Raw genomic sequence first — 15938 nt, 5'->3', positions numbered from 1 at the left:
CTATAGCGGCTCCCACAGGGGCGAATCGCCGCTGTAGAGATTCCCACAGGGGCGAATCGCCGCTGTAGGGATTCCCACCGTGCTGGAATCGCCGCTGTAGCGGCTCCCCCAGGTGCGGGTCAGTTGGGGGAGGAGCCGGGGATGATCGGCATCACGTCCACGGGCACGGTGGGGTTGGCTTCGTCGTCGAGCAGATAGTCGGGAAGGCCGTCCTGGTCCTGGCGGATGCGGTCGCCGTGGATCTGGTAGTTGCGGCGCTGCATCCAGGCGTCGCGCACCAGGGCGTACTCGTCTTCCGCGCCCTCGCGCAGGCGGTCGACGGCGAACAGCTGGGTGCGCAGGTCGACCAGCTGAAGGCCCTGCAGGCCGATGCGCACGGTGTCGTCGTCGACCTGGCGCAGCGGCGAGACCTGGCCGTCGCCAACCAGGCCGAACACGTCGCGCACGGTGCGCGGGCCGAACAGCGGCAGCTCGACGAAGCGCGACTTTTCCCAGCCCCAGACGCCCAGGGTCTGGCCGAAATCCTCGCTGCGGTTGGGGATGTTCATGCGCGAGGCCGGGTCGAACAGGCCGGCGACGCCCAGGGTGGCATTGACCAGAAAGCGGCCCAGCGACTGCCCGGCCTGCTTCGGCTTGCCCTGCAGCAGGGCGTTGAGGGCGCTGACCGGCTGGCCGAGGTTGTTGAAGAAGTTGCCTACGCCCAGCCGCACCGGGCGCGGCGCCACCTTCATGTAGGCGCGCGCCAGCGGCTCGGCGACGGTCCGGTCGATGGCCATGTTGAAAGCGTGCACGCGGCGGTTCCAGCCTTCCCACGGGTCGGCGCTCGCGCCTGGAAGCTGTGCGGGCGCGGGGAGGGTCGGGTCGGCGATCGGATCGTAGACCCGGGTGCCGTACAGGGCGGCGTAGTCGAGCTCGGCCTGGGTGGGTGCGTCAGCAGTGGGGCCGTCGGTTTCGAAGCCGTCACGGGATGCGTTGGGCGCGCCGGAATCGACATCGGAACTCGTATCGGAACTGGCATGCGGCGATGTGGTGGCGTCGATGCTCGCGGCACCGTGGACGGACGGCAGCCTGTTGCCCGAGGCCGGATCGGGCGCGGTTGCGTACTCCAGGGGCGCAGCCGATTCGACACCCGTTGCCGGGGAATCAACGGTTCCGGCAGACCCGATGGGCGCGTCGGCGCGCGACGCCGTACCGGCACACGCCGTCAGCAAAGAGAACGCGAGTGCCAGCGCGATGGCGCGCAGTCGGTTGTTGGATCGGCTGTCCGTGCGCATGGGTGCTTGTCCCTTGTTCAGGAGGCGAAGCCGAGCGACGCGTCCAGCCGATAAGCTGCGCGCAGGTCGGCCAGGCCGGGTGGCGTGCCGGTCACGTCGATGGCGCCGCCGTGCCCGCTGGCCCGGGCCAGTGCGGACAACAGGGCCAGGCCGGCGCTGTCGAGCCGGGTCACCGCGCTGATGTCCAGGCGGCGCGCGCCCGCCGCCTGTGCGGCCGCGGCGCGCCACAGCGCGGGCACGGCTTCGCGCACGACGGCGCCGCTGACGCGCAGGCCGTCACCATCGCGCCGCACGCAGGACTCAGTTGGTGCCGGCATCGGCCTGCACCCGGCCGGCGCTCAGGTCGGCCGCGACCGCGCGGATCGACTTGCGCGACAGCGGCGTGTCGAACTGCTGGCGGAAGGTCTGCACGAAGGACACGCCCTCGACCATGACGTCGAACACGCGCCAGCCGTTGGCGGTCCGCCGCATCAGGTAGTCGACCGGAATCGGCTCGCCGCCCTGGCGCAGCATCTCGCTCGACACCTTCACGCCCAGGCCCCGCGGCAACGGGGTTTCCGACTTCACGCGTACGCGCAGCTGGGTGTTGAAATCGAGCAGCGAGCTGCCGTAGCGGCGCATCAGGCTTTCGGCCAGCGCATCGGCGAACACCTTCACGTCGGCATCGGCGGCGCCGCGGCCGTGGCGGCCCAGCACCTGGCGCGCGGAGTAGTCGCGATCGAACATCTGGTCGAATTCGCTGGTGATGAAGGCCTGCAGCTTGCCGCGGTCGGCGGTGAATTCGGCGCGGCGCGACTCCAGCGTGGAGAGCACGCGCTGGCTGTTCTCGAGCACCAGCTTGCTGGGCGATTCGCCCTGGGTGGTGGCGGCTGCGGGCTTCGCGGCCGGCGCCTGGGCCACGGCGGAAAACGGCGCCGCGGCAAGGATGGCCGAGGCCAGCACAAGGGGAAGCAGGGGACGGACGGTCATGGGGTGGTCTCCGTGGGGGACGGGGTGTCGTCGGCGGCAGGCGCCGCGCCGGTGTCGCCACCGGCAGCGCCATCATTGCCACCGCCGCTGAACATGTACTTGCCGACCATCTGCATCAGGTCGACGGCGGGCTGGGTGTACACAAGTTCCTCGCCGGGCGCGAATACTTCCATGTCGCCGCCGGGCTGCAGGCCAACGTAGCTTTCGCCAAGCAGGCCGCCCGTGAGGATCTGCGCCGAGGTGTCGATCGGGATCTCGTTGAAGCGGTTGTCGATCGCCAGGGTCACGATGGTGTCGAACTTCACCGGATCAAGGTCGATCGCTGAAACGCTGCCGATCGTCACCCCGCCGACCTTGACCGGCGCGTTGGGGCGCAGCTGGCCGAGGTTGGTGAAGCGCGCGGTCAGCTCGTAGCTGTCGCGCGCGAAGCCGAACTTGCCGTTGGTCGATGCGACTGCCAGCACCAGCACGGAAGCCAGCGCCAGCAGCAGGAAGGCGCCGACGGCGAATTCGAGTCTTGGGCCACGGGATGTATTCATTGGATACCTCGGAAAACAGCTTTGCCACGGATTTACGCGGATGAATTCGGATTTACACGGATCAAGCTTTTCAATGGATATGCGCTTTTGCTCTATCCGCGTAAATCCGTGCGGATCCGCGCAAATCCGTGGCAAAAAAGCTCTTCAAGCTCTTCACTGGAACAGCAACGCGGACAGGACGAAGTTGAACATCAGGACCAGCAATGAGGCGTTGACGACAGCGCGGGTGGTGGCGACCGAGGTGCCTTCGATGGTCGGTTCGGCGTGGAAGCCGACGTAGGCCGCGACCAGGGCCGCGGTGCCGCCGAAGACGGCCGATTTGATGAACGCGACCAGGAAATCGTCGCGGAAATCGACCACGTCGCGCATGGTCTGCCAGAAGGTGCCGTTGTCGACGCCGAGGATCTGCACGGCCTCGAACCAGCTCGCGGTCAGGGCCAGGCTGACGAAGAACGCGGTGAGCAGCGGCACGCACAGCACCGCTGCCCAGAAGCGCGGGGCCACGGCCTTGGCGATGGGGTCGATGGCCATCAGGCCCAGGGCCTGGATCTGGTCGGTGGCGCGCATCAGGGCGAGTTCGGCGGCGATCGACGAGCCCGCGCGGCCGATGAACAGCAGCGCGGTCAGCACCGGTGCGAGTTCGCGGTAAAGGCCCAGGCCGATCAGCACGCTGACCTGGTTGGAGGCGCCGTAGGTTTCCAGCGCGCGGTAGCCGAGCAGGGTGAGCGACAGGCCGACGAAGGCGCCGCCCACGGCGATGATCGGCAGCGAGCGCGCGCCGATCTTGTAGATCTCGCGCACGAGCTCGGTGAAGAAGTCGCGCGTGGGCTTCGAAGCGGCGAAGACCGACAGCGAGAACAGGCCGGCGCGGCCGAGCGAGCGGATGCTGGAGGTGAAGGGCATCAACGGGCCTCCGTATCGGGGCGTGGCGCGACGGACGCCGCCGATGCCGGATCGAACGCGATCGGGCCGTCGGGCTCGCCGCGCAGGAACTGGCGCAGCAGCGGATCCTCGCTGGCCTCGAGCTCGGCCGGCGTGCCGGCGAAGACGATGCCGCGGTTGGCGGTCACCAGCACCTGGTCGGCGATCGGCAGCGTCTCGCGCACGTGGTGGCTGACGATGATGCTGGTCAGGCCCAGGGTGGCGTTGAGGCGCGCGATCAAGGACATGATCACGCCCGAGGCGATCGGGTCGAGGCCGGTGAGCGGCTCGTCATAGAGCATCAGCGGCGGGTCGAGCGCGATGGCGCGCGCCAGCGCGACGCGGCGCGCCATGCCGCCGGAGAGCTCGCGCGGATAGAGGTCGGCGGCGGTGCGCAAGCCGACGGCGTGCAGCTTCATCAGCACCAGCTGTTCGATCACGGGCGGCGGCAGCTTCGTGTGCGCGCGCAGCGGCAGCGCGACGTTTTCGCCGGCGGTGAGGTCGGTCAGCAGGCCGTTGCCCTGGAGCAGCACGCCGATGCCCTTGCGCAGTTCGAGCAGCTCGCGGTGGCGGCGCGGGACGGGCTGGCCGAAGACTTCCACCGTGCCCGCGGCGGGCGGAAGTTCGCCGGTCAGCGCTGCGAGCAGGGTCGACTTGCCGCTGCCCGAGGGGCCGAGGATCGCGGTGATGCTGCCGCGCGGAACCACCAGGTCGATGCCCGACAAAATCGTGCGCGCACTGCGATCCAGGCGCACGCCGGAAAGGCGGACGGCGGGGGCGGTCGTGTCGGGCGCTGCGTGGGGCATCGGGGGCTGCCGGAGTTGCGGGCGGGCAAACGCGAGAGCTTGGCCGGAAGCGGCTGAATGGCGGCGAAGCGGTGCGGGTCGGGGATTATCGCCGATCGGGATCAGCGATGCCGGGACTGCTGCTCTTGTGGGAGCGGCTACAGCCGCGATGGCGCGCGATCGCGGCTGTAGCCGCTCCCACAGGGGTCCTTTCGCTCGGTATCACTGCCTGCGACCGGCCTGCGGCATCATGGCCGCTGGTACAGGGGGGCAGGAATGGGCGGGCTGGGACTGGTGGCGCATCTGCGGAAGGAGTTCCGCCTCGACTGGCATGGCATCCACGGTGCGGCGCACTGGGCGCGCGTGCGCTTCCATGGTGTCTCGCTGGCCCGCGGACTCGGCCTGGACGAGCGCGTGCCGGCGCTGTTCGGCCTGGTGCACGACTCGCAGAGACGCAATGACGATCACGACCCCGAACATGGACCACGCGCGGCGGAGTACGCCGACTGGCTGTGGCGCAAGGGCGTGATCGACCTGGAGGCCGACGCACTGCAACTGCTCAAGCAGGCCTGCCGAGGCCACAGCGATGGCCACGTCGATGCGCATCCCGTGGTGCAGGCGTGCTGGGACGCCGACCGGCTCGATCTCGGGCGCGTGGGCATCCGTCCGGATCCGCGCCGCCTGTGCACGCCGCTGGCCAGGGATGCGGAGCGGATCGAGCGCGCGTGGCGGTGGTCGCTGCGATGAGTGGACGGTCCGATTTCCGCCTGTACCACTCGAACGCGCTGGATGTGCTGGCGGGACTGCTGTCGGCCGAGCTGCGCGTGCCGGCGCCGGGACAGGGCCTGCTCGAACCCGACGTCGTCCTGATTCCCCAGCCCGCCATGCGCCGCTGGCTGCAGGCCACGCTGGCCGAAGCGCACGGCGTAGCCGCCAACCTCGAGTTCCTGACCCCGGGTGAATTCGTGCAGCGCGCGCTGGATGCCAACGTGCCGGCGCGCGGCGAAGACCTGGACGCGGCCGAGCTGCGCTGGCGCATCCACGCGGCGCTGTCGGACCCGGCGGTGCTGCGCGATCGCGCGCTGCAGCCCATGCGTGCCTACCTGGAATCGGCGCCGGACCCGCTGAAGGCCTGGTCGCTGGCCGGCGAGCTGGCGCAGGCCTTCGAGAAGTACAAGGCCTGGCGCCGCGAGTGGCTGCTGGCCTGGGAGGCCGGCGAGGCGCCAGGCGATCCGCAGGCGGCGCTGTGGCGGCGCGTGGCCGGCGGCACGGACCACCGCGCGCGGCGCATCGATGCGTATCTGCGCGGCTTCGCGGCACCCGGCGCGCCGCTGCCCGCCGGCCTGCCGAAGCGGCTGTTCGCCTTCGCCATCCTCAACGTGTCGCCGGACGTGCTGCGCGTGATCGCGACCGTCGCGCGCGTCGGCACGCTGCATCTCTACGTGCCCTCGCCCAGCCGCGACTACTGGGGCGACCTGCAGCGCGTGCGCGGCGGTGATCCCGACGCGGCCGCCGGCGAGAACCCGCTGCTGCGCGCCTGGGGAGCGGCCGGGCGCGACTTCATGGCGGTGCTGGGCACTTACGAAGTGGTGCACCCGGACGTCGAGTTCCGCGGCGATGCCGATCCGGGCGAGGGCGGCGGCGCGCTGAAGGGCAGTCTGCTGCGGCGGCTGCAGTCGGACCTGTTCCATCGCCGGCCGTCGCCACCGCTGGCGCCAACCGCCGAGGACGCCCGTGTCCGGCTGTCGGCGCTGCGCCGCGACGACCCCAGCCTGCAGGTGCACGCCTGCCACACCCGCCTGCGCGAGCTGCAGGTGCTGCACGACCAGCTGCGCGCGCTGTTCGAAGACCCGCGCTTCGATCCGCCGCTGCAGCCGCGCGACGTGGCGGTGCTGGCGCCGGACATCGATCCCTACCTGCCCTACCTTGACGCCGTCTTCGGCGGCCGCGGCCGCGGCCGCAACGAGGCCGGCTTCAACCAGGCGATTCCCTATGCCGTCGCCGACGCCAGCCCGCTGGCCGGCGAGCCTCTGGCCGACGTGTTCCTGCGCCTGCTGGCCTTGCCCGTGGCGCGCTTCGGCCTGGTGGAAACGCTGGACCTGCTGGCCAGCCCGCCGCTGGCCGAGGCCGCGCAGCTCGACGCCGCCGCCTTCGACCGCCTGCACGCCTGGCTGCACGCCGCCGGCGCGCGCTGGGGCCTGGACGCCGCGCACCGCGCGCGCCTGGATGCACCCGCCGACGACGCCTACACCTGGGCCTTCGCGCTCGACCGCCTGCTGCTCGGCCATGCCACCGGCAGCGATGCGCCCATCACCACCGCCAGCGGCCAGGTCGTCGCACCGATGCCGGAGCTGGAAGGCAGCGCGCTCGACGCCCTCGACACCCTGGTGCGGCTGCTGCGCGTGCTCGCGCGCCACGCCCGCGTGCTCGATGAAGCGCTGACGCCCGACGGCTGGCGCGAGCGCCTGCTCGGCCTGCTCGATGCGCTGCTGCCGCAGCCGCCGTCGTCACCGGCTACGCGCCGCGCGCTCGACCGATTGCGCACGCTGATCGACGATTTCGCCGCCGATGCGCGCCGCGCCGGCGTGGAGCTGCCGGTGCCGGCCGGAATCGTGCGCGCGCACTTCACCGCCGCGCTGTCGGAGGCCGACACCCGCGCGCCGCTGCTCACCGGCGGCGTCAGCATCGCGCGCATGGTGCCGATGCGCCTGCTGCCGTTCCGCGCGATCTGCCTCTTGGGCATGGACGACGGCGAGTTCCCGCGCCGCGATCCCGCCGGTGGCCTGGACCGCCTCACCGCGGATCTCGCCGGCGGCCGACGCCTGCCCGGCGACCGCTCCACGCGCGACGACGACCGCTTCCTGTTCCTGCAGCTGTTCGCCGCCGCCCAGGACGTGTTCTACGTCAGCTACCAGGGCGCCGACCCGCGCGACGGCAGCGTGCGCGAGCCGTCGGTGCTGGTGGCGGACCTGCTGGCGGCGGTTGATGCGCAGCACGTGCCGGAGGCGAAGGCCGGGGACGCGTTGGTGGTGAGGCATCCGCTGCAGCCGTTCGCACCAGCGGCGTTTGGTGGCGAGGGCGAGCCGCGGCGGTTCTCGTACAGCGCGCAGTGGTGGCCGGCGGCGGCGCAGCCGTTCGCGCGGCGGCAGGCGCTGCCGGCGTGGTTCGTTGGCGAGGCGTTGCCGCTGCTGGAGGAGGGCGACGGTGGTGGCGCACATCAAGAACCCGCCACGCTGTCCCTCGACGCCTTGCGCCGCTTCCTGCAGGCACCGGCCGATGTCTTCCTGCGTGAGCGGCTCGGGCTGCGCCTGGCCGAGGTCGAGGAGATCGACGAAGACGTGGAGCCGCTGCTCGCGCCCAGCCGCGGCCTGGAGCGCGTGGCGCTGCAGAAGGCGGTGTTCGAAGCCGTGCTGCGCGGTGGCGAGGATGCGGCCACGCACGCGCTGCTGCGCGCCCGCGGCCTGCTGCCGTCGGGCCCGCTGGGGCGCCGCGCGCTGGAGCAGGTGCGCGCCCAGCTCGACCCCTACGCGCAGGCCTTCGCTGCCTGGCGCGGCGATGCCGAGGCCGAAGCGCCGCGCCTCGAAGTGTCGCTGAGCGACGTCACGCTGCAGGGTCGGTTGGCCGATGCCTATGCGCACGGCTTGGCGCGCGTGCGCTTCGATCCGCCCACCGGCCAGTCGGCGATCCGCAACGGCCTGGACTGGCTGCTGGCGAGCGCTGCCGGCCTCGACACGCCGCTGGTCGAATTCCATGACGACAAGGATCGCGGCGTCGGCCCGCACCTGCGCGAGGCGCTCGATCCCGCGCAGGCGCGCAAGCTGCTGCGCATGCTCATCGCCCTGCGCGATACCGGCCTGCGCCAGCCGCTGCCGTTCGCGCCCTACAGCGGCTGGGAGCTGTTCAAGGCCGGCGACATGCGCAAGGGCCTCGAGGCTGCGGCCAAGAAATGGCACGGCAGTGATTTCAGCTGGGCGGAAAGCAGTGGTGAAGCGCTGCGGCTCGCCTTGCGCGGGCGCGACCCCTTCAGCGACGACGCGACCCAGGTGGCCTTTATCGATCTGGCGATGGGCATCTATCTCGCGGTGGTGCGCGGTGAGCTGTACGCGGGCACCGACCCGGCGGCGCTGCGTGCGATCGCGGATGCGCTGGACCTGGAGGAGGCGGAATGAGCGCGGAAACCGACCCCTACCTCGACCTCGCGCTCGACGGCGTCCATGCCATCGAAGCCTCGGCGGGTACCGGCAAGACTTTCACCCTCGCCACGCTCGTGGTGCGCTTGGTGGTCGAAGGCGGCCTGCGCGTGGGCCAGGTGCTGGCCGTGACCTTCACCGAAGCCGCCACCCAGGAGCTGCGCAGCCGCATCCGTGCGCGCTTGCTGCTGGCGGGCGAGCTGGTCGGCACGCCGCCCGCGACTGACGCCGCGCCCGAAGCCGCGCTCACCCGCGCCGTGCTCGATGCGCATCTCGCCCGCGGCACCGAAACGGCCGACGCCCTGCGTCGCCGCCTGCTCGCCGCGGCCAACGACATCGACCTCGCCGCGATCTTCACCATCCACGGCTTCTGCGCCCGCGTGCTGCGCGAGCACGCGCTGGAGGCCGGGCAGGCCTTCGATGCGCCCGAGCTGCTGACCAGCGACGCGCCGCTGTACGAGGCCATCGCCGCCGACCTGTGGCGCACGCATGGCAGCGACGGCGAGGCGGCCGATGACCTGCTGGCACTGTGGCCGCAGGGTCCGGCGGCGCTGGCCGGCGACCTGCCCGACCTGGTGCGCGAGCGCACGCTGCGCCCGATGCTGTCCGAACTCCCGGCCGATCCCGCGCCGCGCCTGCACGCCACCGGCGAGGCGCTGGCCGAGGCCTTCCGCGCGCATGGCGATGACTTCCGCGCATCGCTGGTGTCCGCGGTGGAAAAGAAGATCCTCAACGGCAACAGCTACAAACCCGCCTGGATCGCCGAACTCTTCGATGCCCTGCACCAGTGGTGCCATGCCGGTGCGCGCGGCGCGCCGTTCCAGCACGCCAAGCTGCCGCAGCTCACGCGCGAGACCCTTCAGCTGCGCACGGGCGTGAAGCACACCGGCAAGACGCCGGATTCGCCGCTCTGCGACACCGTTCCCCCCTATCTCGACGCCCTCGCCGCCATGGCCGAGTGGCAGGACGCCCGCCGCGTCGAGCTGCTGCACCGCCTGCGCGATGACGCCCGCCAGCGCGTGGCCCGCGCCAAGCGCCAGCAGCGCGTGCAGACCTACGACGACCTGATCGACCGCGTCGCCGATGCCATCGATGGCCCGCAGGCCGCGGACCTGGTCGAGCGTCTGCGCGCCCAGTACGCCGTCGCCCTGGTCGACGAGTTCCAGGACACCGATGCCCGCCAGTGGCGAATTTTTGACCATGTATTCGGCGCCGCCAGTGCCACGCTGCACGGCCAGCCGCCGGCGCTGTTCGTGATCGGCGATCCCAAGCAGGCGATCTACGGCTTCCGCGGCGGCGACGTCGAGACCTACCTCGCCGCGCGCGACACCGCCGACGAGGCGCCGCCGCTGTCGAGCAACTTCCGCTCGCGGCCCTCCGTGCTGCGCGCGGTGTCGGCGCTGTATGCGCAGGCGCAGGCGGCGGCGGACGAGGATGCCGCGGCGGATCCCGCGAAGAAGATCCCGCCCCCCTTCATCGACCCGCGCATCGGCTTTCGCGAGGTGCTGCCCGGCGGCGTGCGCCGCGACGACGATTTCCTGCGTCACGGCGCGCCCGCACCGGCACTCACCGTCTGGCGCGCACCACTGCCGGACGAGGTCGACAGCAAGGGCAAGCTGAAGCCGTACAAGGCCGGCCGCTCGCGCGAACTCGCCACCGCCGCCTGCGTCGCCGCGATCCATCGCGTGCTCTGCGATGTGCGCGCGGGCCAGGCCAGCATCGAAGGCCGCCCCGTGCAGCCCGGCGACATCGCCGTGCTGGTGCGCAGCCACAACGAGGCCACGCGCATCCGCCACGCCCTGGCGATGGCCGGCATCCCCGCGGTGGCCGCCGGCAAGCAGAGCCTGTTCGCCACGCACGAGGCGCGCGACCTGCACGCGCTGCTGCTCGCCCTGCTGCATGGCGCCGACGACGGCCGCCTGCGCATGGCGCTGTCGACCGTGCTGGTGGGCCTGGACGCCGCCGCGATTGCCACGATGGACGACGACGGCGAAGCCCTGCGCCACTGGCAGTTCGAAGCCCTGGCCTGGCGCGAGCGCCTGCAGCGCGGCGGCCCGCTGGCCCTGGTCAACGCCCTGTGTGCCGAACACGCCGGCCGCCTGCTCGGCCTGCTCGACGGCGAGCGCCGCCTGACCAACTACCTGCAGCTGGCCGAACTGCTGCAGGACGCGCAGTCGCGCGCGCTGGGCCTGCATGGCCTGGTCGACTGGCTGGCCAATGCCATCGCCGATGCCAATGCCAACGACGAGAGCCAGCTGCTGCGCCTGGAGTCCGACGCCCGCCGCGTGCAGGTGGTGACCCTGCACAAGAGCAAGGGCCTGGAATACCCGCTGGTGTTCCTGCCCTTCGCCGCGATCGGCGCGCATGCGCGCAATCCCGGCCAGCGTGCCGTGGTCAACACCGACGAGGGCCGCGTGCTGCACTGGAAGCTGCTGGCCTCGCTGTCCGGCTGGGAGGCGGCCAAGGAGGCCTGGTGCCTGGCGCAGCGCGCCGAGGATGCGCGCCTGCTCTACGTCGGCCTGACCCGCGCGCGCCATGCGCTGTGGCTGGCGAGCGGGATGCTCTGCAATTACGACAAGTCGCCGCTGCGGCACATGGTGGCGAAGCCGGAGGCGCTGGTGGCTGCGTTGGGTGCGGAGGTCGTTGCGGTCGATAGCGACGAGCCGCCGGCTTCGCTGCCGTGGTTGCCGCCGGCCTCGACGGAAGCCGTGCCGCCGGCGCGCATCGCCGCGCGTTCGCTGGCCAGCGACTGGTGGGTCTACAGCTTCACCCAGCTCGCGAATGCCGAAGGGCAGGAGGACACCGCGGCCAGCGCGACGCAGCCGGCTGCCGGTGGGCAGGACGAGCCTGCGGGCGAGGTCGATGCCGGCATGGATGTGGCCATGTCGGCGGGCGCGAGCGTTGACGCGGGTGAGGGCAGGCGCGACGTCGCCGCCGCGGGCGAGGGCGCGCATGACGACGTCGCCGTCGCGGGCGAAGGCGCGGATGACCACGTCGCCGAGGGCGCTGGCATCAGCCCGCCCGACGCGCTGCATCCGGCGAGTGCCGGCGCAGCAGCCGATGGCTTCGACCCGCGCTTCGCCGGCACCCGCTTCGGCGTGGTGCTGCACGACGTGCTTGAGAACACCGACTTCGCGCGCTGGGCCGCTTGGACGCCCGGCGCGCCGGCACCCGATGCCGACGCGGTCGACCTGATTGCCAAGCGGCTGCGCGCCGGCGGCTATCCGGCCGAAGACATCGACGATGGCATCCGCGTGCTCACCCCGCTCATCGGCCACACGCTGACCGTGGCCCTGCCCGAAAGCGTGCGCCTGGCCGACGTGCCCGCGGACGCCCGCCGCCCGGAGATCGAATTCCAGTTCGCGCTCGCGCCCACCCGCGTCGACGCGCTGCTCGCGCTGCTGCACCGCCACGGCCTGCTCACCGCGCGCCAGGGCTTCGGCGCGCGACGCCGGCTGGAAGGCCTGATGACCGGCCTGATCGACCTCACCTATGTGCACGACGGCCGCTGGTACGTGCTCGACTACAAGTCCAACCGCCTGCCCGGTTACGGCCCCGCGCAGCTGGAGGCCGCGATGGCGCACAGCGAGTACGACCTGCAGGCGTTGATCTACACGCTGGCGCTGCATCGCTGGCTGCGTTTCCGCCTGGGCGATGCCGCTACCGGCGGCGCTTACGACTACGACCGCGACTTCGGCGGCGTGCGCTACGCGTTTTGCCGCGGGCTGGATGCCGCACGCACCGACGCGCAGGGTTTGCAGGCGTGGCGCTTCGATCCGGAACTGGTCGATGAACTCGACACGCTGTTTGCTGGCAAGGACGTGGAGGTGGAGGCATGACCACGTTGCCGCAGGAGCAAGGCGCACGCCGCATCGGCCTGCTGCAGGACCTCGTCAGGGCCGGCGCGCTGCGCACGCTCGACTACGCATTGGCGCAGAGCCTGCGCCGGCTGGATCCCGACACGCCGGACAGCGTGTTGGCCGCGGCTACGCTGGCCTCGCTCGCGGTTGCATCCGGCCACGCGGGCTTCGATCCCGCCGAGCCACGGCGCCTGGTGGATGCCGCGATCGACTGGCCCACGCCTGATGTTTGGCGCGAAGCGCTCGAAGCCTCGCGCTGGGTCGCCCGCCCGGACAGCGGCGATGCCGAATCCGCCGCCGACGCCCCGCTCGTGTACGAACACGGCCTCCTCTACCTGCGCCGCTACCGCGAATACGAGCGCCGCCTGGCCGACGGCCTGCGCCGCATCGGCCGCGCCGTGCCGCACACAGGGGCGGCCGCAAGCGATGGCGACGACGCGCACGTCCCCGCACACATCGCGCCCCTCTTCGCCCAGCTGTTCCCCGAAGCCGCCACCACCGACGACCCCCAGTCCCGCGCCGCGGCCGCCGCGCTCCATCACCGCCTGCTGCTGGTCACCGGCGGCCCCGGCACCGGCAAGACCACCACCATCACCCGCATGCTGGTGCTGCTGGCCGCGCAGGCGCTCGAAGCCGGCGCGGCGCCCCCGCGCATCGCCCTGGCCGCGCCCACCGGCCGCGCCGCCGAACGGATGGCCGAGAGCGTGCGCAACGCCGTGCAGGCGCTGCCCGCGCTGGGCGTCGACGCGGCGCTGTGCGCGCAGCTGCCCACCACCGGCACCACCCTGCACCGCCTGCTCGGCACCATCCCGGACTCGCCGCGTTTCCGGCACCACGCCGACAACCCGCTGCCCTTCGACGTGGTGGTGGTGGACGAAGCCTCGATGATCGACCTGCCGCTGATGGCCAAGCTGGTCGAAGCCGTGCCCGACGGCGCGCGCCTGGTCCTGCTCGGCGATCCTGACCAGTTGCCCTCGGTGGAAGCGGGCGACGTGCTGGCCGGGATCCTGCGCGCCGCGGAAACCAGGGCCACCGGCACGAGCTTCCCGGCCCGCCACGTCCACCTCACCCTCGGCTACCGCCAGAGCGCCGCGCTCGACCTCGCGCCGCTGGCCGCCGCCGTGCGCGAAGGCGACAGCGAAACCGCGCTGTCCCTGCTGCGCGGCGGCCGGCTTTCCGGCGTGCATTTCCACGAAGGCGACGCCGACCCGCTGCAGTCCCACCGCGACCAGCTGCTTGCCCACTGGACCGCGCTCGCCGACACCCGCGATCCCGCCGAGGCCCTCGCCAGCGCCGCCCGCCTGCGCATCCTCACCGCCGTGCGCGAAGGTCCACAGGGCGCGCGCGGCCTCAACGCCCGCATCGAGGACCTGCTGGCCGGCACCCGCCGCGGCGCCGGCCCCGCGACCACTGCCAACCGCTACTTCCACGGCCGCCTGCTGCTGGTCACCGAGAACAGCTACCGCCACCGCCTGTTCAACGGCGACATCGGCATCTGCCTGCGCGACGACGGCGGCACGCTGATGGCGTGGTTCCCCGGCGACGACGCGCGCACGCCGCGGCCGTTTCATCCCGCCTCGTTGCCCGCGCACGACAGCGCGTTCGCGATGACGGTGCACAAGGCGCAGGGCAGCGAGTTCGACGAGGTGTGGTTGGTCCTGCCGCAGCGCGACAATCGTGTGCTGTCGCGGGAGCTGGTGTACACGGGGATGACGCGGGCGCGGCGCGTGTTGCATGTGGCCGGGAGTGCGGGCGTCATCGCGGAGGCGCTGGCGCGGCATGCGGGGCGGTGGTCGGGGTTGGGGTTGCGGCTGAACGAGCCGCACGGAATCTCGGGATAGTTCAGATCGATACCGCAATTTAGACATATACGTCAAAGAACTGGACGTCGGCGAACATTTTGATCCATACATCAAATGCAGACAGTCCTCGAACTCGGTGAGGCCGAAGCAGCACGGCGACGCGCCCTCGGTCTGAAGCAGGGCGATGTCGCGGCTCGCGCCGGTATTTCCCAGGAATCCCTATCCCGCTTCGAACGCGGGAGGCTGGCCGAGTTCGGTTCGCGCAAGCTCCTTGCCGTGCTCGCCGCGCAGCGCATGGAACTGGAGTTCGCTGAAGTGGGTGCGTCCGGGTCGCTGGACGAGCTTCGCCGGGAGCGCGGGGCCTCGCATGAGCATGTCCGTCTATGTGATCGGCCGCGAAGTCGCCACCCTGGAAGCGCAAGGCGACTTGAAGAGTTTAATGACGTATCAGGAAGGCGTGGCCGGGGGTCGATTTCGCCTCCCTGCCATGCATGTGCGGAGGCAGCCATACATCTGGGATGACGTCCTGCATCCGTCTTCAAGATGAGCCTGCCCGAGGGCTACATGCTGCAGGTGCTGCAGGAATAGTTCGGCCCCCGTCGTTGGCGCCAGTCCGATGGGGCTCCTGTCGGTCACTGGTCGCAACATGATCGGCCGCGTCCAGGTGGCTCCGCCGGGGGCGAACCTGGAGGAGCCGGCCCAGCCCGTGGATGTCGCTGGCCTGTTGCAGGGCAACAAACTCCGAAGAAGCCTTCGCCGAACCGACGTCCCCCCGGTTTTGAATAGCGCCGCGACTTGGAGTCAAATTCACCAAAGCGACGAGATTGGACAAGAAGAAGCGCTTTTCCGAAGAGCAGATCATTGGCTTCCTGCCGGGTTGCCGGTCAAGGAGGTGTGCCGCCGGCACGGCTTCTGCGAGACGTCGTACTAACTGTGGCGGAGCAAATTCAGCGGAATGAGCGCTAGACGCCAAGCGCCCAGCAGGAGCTCGAGACCTAGGCGCCGGCTGAGGAAGCTGCTGGCAGAATCGATGATCGAGAACGAGGTGACCCGCGAGGTGCTGCGAAGAAAGTGCTCCTTGCTTCTTCCATAGCGAGTCCGGAAATAGCCGGGAGGTCCATGCGCGACCTGCGATCCGTGTGGTGTAGGACTCCAATGTTGGGCGTTGGGAACTGAGCCTTTTCGTCGCGCGGCCCTTTGCCACTGGACGTTGCATTACCATCGGGGCTGACAAGTGGAGTATGCCGTGGCCGACCCTATTCAACGTCTCCAGGACGCGCAGCGCCAGTTCGCCGCCGACCGCGATTGGGAGCAGTTCCACTCGCCGAAGAACCTCGCGGCTGCCCTTTCGGTAGAGGCCGCGGAACTGCTGGAAATCTTCCAATGGCTTTCCGAGGCTCAGAGCGCGGCGCTCACGCCGAAGCAGCTGGGTTCGGTTCGCGAGGAAATAGCGGACGTTTTCCTGTACCTGCTCCGCATCAGCGACAGGCTAGACATCGATCTTGTCGCCGCTGCCGACCAGAAGCTGGCACTCAATGCCGAGAAGTACCCGGTGGACCGCGCGCGCGGCAGCATCGCCAAGTACACCGAGCTGTAGG

At 70.9% G+C, this 15938-nt stretch carries 12 protein-coding genes; 6 read left to right on the top strand and 6 right to left on the bottom strand.

From position 1 onward, the window contains the following. Positions 1-119: 119 nt before the first annotated feature. The 6 genes from WCE39_RS13430 to WCE39_RS13405 form a co-directional block, all read right to left on the bottom strand. On the bottom strand, positions 120-1274 hold the full coding sequence (locus WCE39_RS13430; protein ID WP_343277186.1) for an MlaA family lipoprotein: 1155 nt from the start codon (positions 1272-1274) through the stop codon (positions 120-122). Positions 1275-1291: 17 nt separating this feature from the next. Then, positions 1292-1591 (bottom strand): STAS domain-containing protein, encoded by a 300-nt coding sequence (locus WCE39_RS13425; protein ID WP_343277185.1) that lies wholly within the window; start codon positions 1589-1591, stop codon positions 1292-1294. Next, complete coding sequence (locus WCE39_RS13420) at positions 1575-2243, bottom strand: MlaC/ttg2D family ABC transporter substrate-binding protein (RefSeq protein ID WP_343277184.1); 669 nt, start codon at positions 2241-2243, stop codon at positions 1575-1577. The genes WCE39_RS13425 and WCE39_RS13420 overlap by 17 nt, the downstream gene beginning before the upstream one ends. Then, positions 2240-2782 (bottom strand): outer membrane lipid asymmetry maintenance protein MlaD, encoded by a 543-nt coding sequence (mlaD, locus tag WCE39_RS13415; protein ID WP_343277183.1) that lies wholly within the window; start codon positions 2780-2782, stop codon positions 2240-2242. Before mlaD ends, WCE39_RS13420 begins: the two co-directional genes overlap by 4 nt. 153 nt (positions 2783-2935) lie before the next feature. Further along, positions 2936-3685: an MlaE family lipid ABC transporter permease subunit gene (locus WCE39_RS13410; protein ID WP_343277182.1), complete on the bottom strand. Its 750-nt coding sequence runs from the start codon at positions 3683-3685 to the stop codon at positions 2936-2938. Further along, positions 3685-4509, bottom strand: a complete 825-nt coding sequence (locus tag WCE39_RS13405) for an ABC transporter ATP-binding protein (RefSeq protein WP_343277181.1) — start codon at positions 4507-4509, stop codon at positions 3685-3687. Before WCE39_RS13405 ends, WCE39_RS13410 begins: the two co-directional genes overlap by 1 nt. Positions 4510-4782: 273 nt before the next feature. On the opposite strand from WCE39_RS13405, the gene WCE39_RS13400 reads away from it, so the two are divergent. From WCE39_RS13400 to WCE39_RS13370, 6 genes are all read left to right on the top strand, one after another. Beyond that, a complete protein-coding gene (locus WCE39_RS13400; protein WP_343277180.1) occupies positions 4783-5235 on the top strand; it encodes an HD domain-containing protein in 453 nt (150 codons plus the stop codon). Next, a complete protein-coding gene (gene recC, locus WCE39_RS13395; RefSeq protein ID WP_343277179.1) occupies positions 5232-8657 on the top strand; it encodes an exodeoxyribonuclease V subunit gamma in 3426 nt (1141 codons plus the stop codon). Before WCE39_RS13400 ends, recC begins: the two co-directional genes overlap by 4 nt. After that, the gene (locus WCE39_RS13390; RefSeq protein WP_343277178.1) at positions 8654-12517 is read left to right on the top strand and encodes an exodeoxyribonuclease V subunit beta; all 3864 of its coding nucleotides are present in this window, start codon (positions 8654-8656) and stop codon (positions 12515-12517) included. Before recC ends, WCE39_RS13390 begins: the two co-directional genes overlap by 4 nt. A gap of 32 nt (positions 12518-12549) precedes the next feature. Continuing rightward, complete coding sequence (recD, locus tag WCE39_RS13385; protein ID WP_343277204.1) at positions 12550-14379, top strand: exodeoxyribonuclease V subunit alpha; 1830 nt, start codon at positions 12550-12552, stop codon at positions 14377-14379. A gap of 75 nt (positions 14380-14454) precedes the next feature. Beyond that, entirely contained in the window at positions 14455-14862 is a 408-nt protein-coding gene (locus WCE39_RS14330; protein WP_452299598.1) for a helix-turn-helix domain-containing protein, read from the top strand. 724 nt (positions 14863-15586) lie between these two features. Next, positions 15587-15937, top strand: a complete 351-nt coding sequence (locus WCE39_RS13370; RefSeq protein ID WP_343277176.1) for a nucleotide pyrophosphohydrolase — start codon at positions 15587-15589, stop codon at positions 15935-15937. Position 15938 lies beyond the last annotated feature (1 nt).

This window comes from Luteimonas yanweni, from assembly GCF_039548475.1.
Taxonomy (GTDB): Bacteria; Pseudomonadota; Gammaproteobacteria; order Xanthomonadales; family Xanthomonadaceae; genus Luteimonas.
This window is presented reverse-complemented; position numbering and strand designations above follow the sequence as displayed.

Bases quoted from the DNA above. Each gene is read 5' to 3' on its own strand.
- WCE39_RS13410 (WP_343277182.1), bottom strand. From the start codon at position 3,685: ATGCCCTTCACCTCCAGCATCCGCTCGCTCGGCCGCGCCGGCCTGTTC.
- WCE39_RS13390 (WP_343277178.1), top strand. From the start codon at position 8,654: ATGAGCGCGGAAACCGACCCCTACCTCGACCTCGCGCTCGACGGCGTC.
- mlaD (WP_343277183.1), bottom strand. From the start codon at position 2,782: ATGAATACATCCCGTGGCCCAAGACTCGAATTCGCCGTCGGCGCCTTC.
- recC (WP_343277179.1), top strand. From the start codon at position 5,232: ATGAGTGGACGGTCCGATTTCCGCCTGTACCACTCGAACGCGCTGGAT.
- WCE39_RS13420 (WP_343277184.1), bottom strand. From the start codon at position 2,243: ATGACCGTCCGTCCCCTGCTTCCCCTTGTGCTGGCCTCGGCCATCCTT.
- WCE39_RS13405 (WP_343277181.1), bottom strand. From the start codon at position 4,509: ATGCCCCACGCAGCGCCCGACACGACCGCCCCCGCCGTCCGCCTTTCC.
- WCE39_RS14330 (WP_452299598.1), top strand. From the start codon at position 14,455: ATGCAGACAGTCCTCGAACTCGGTGAGGCCGAAGCAGCACGGCGACGC.
- WCE39_RS13425 (WP_343277185.1), bottom strand. From the start codon at position 1,591: ATGCCGGCACCAACTGAGTCCTGCGTGCGGCGCGATGGTGACGGCCTG.
- WCE39_RS13430 (WP_343277186.1), bottom strand. From the start codon at position 1,274: ATGCGCACGGACAGCCGATCCAACAACCGACTGCGCGCCATCGCGCTG.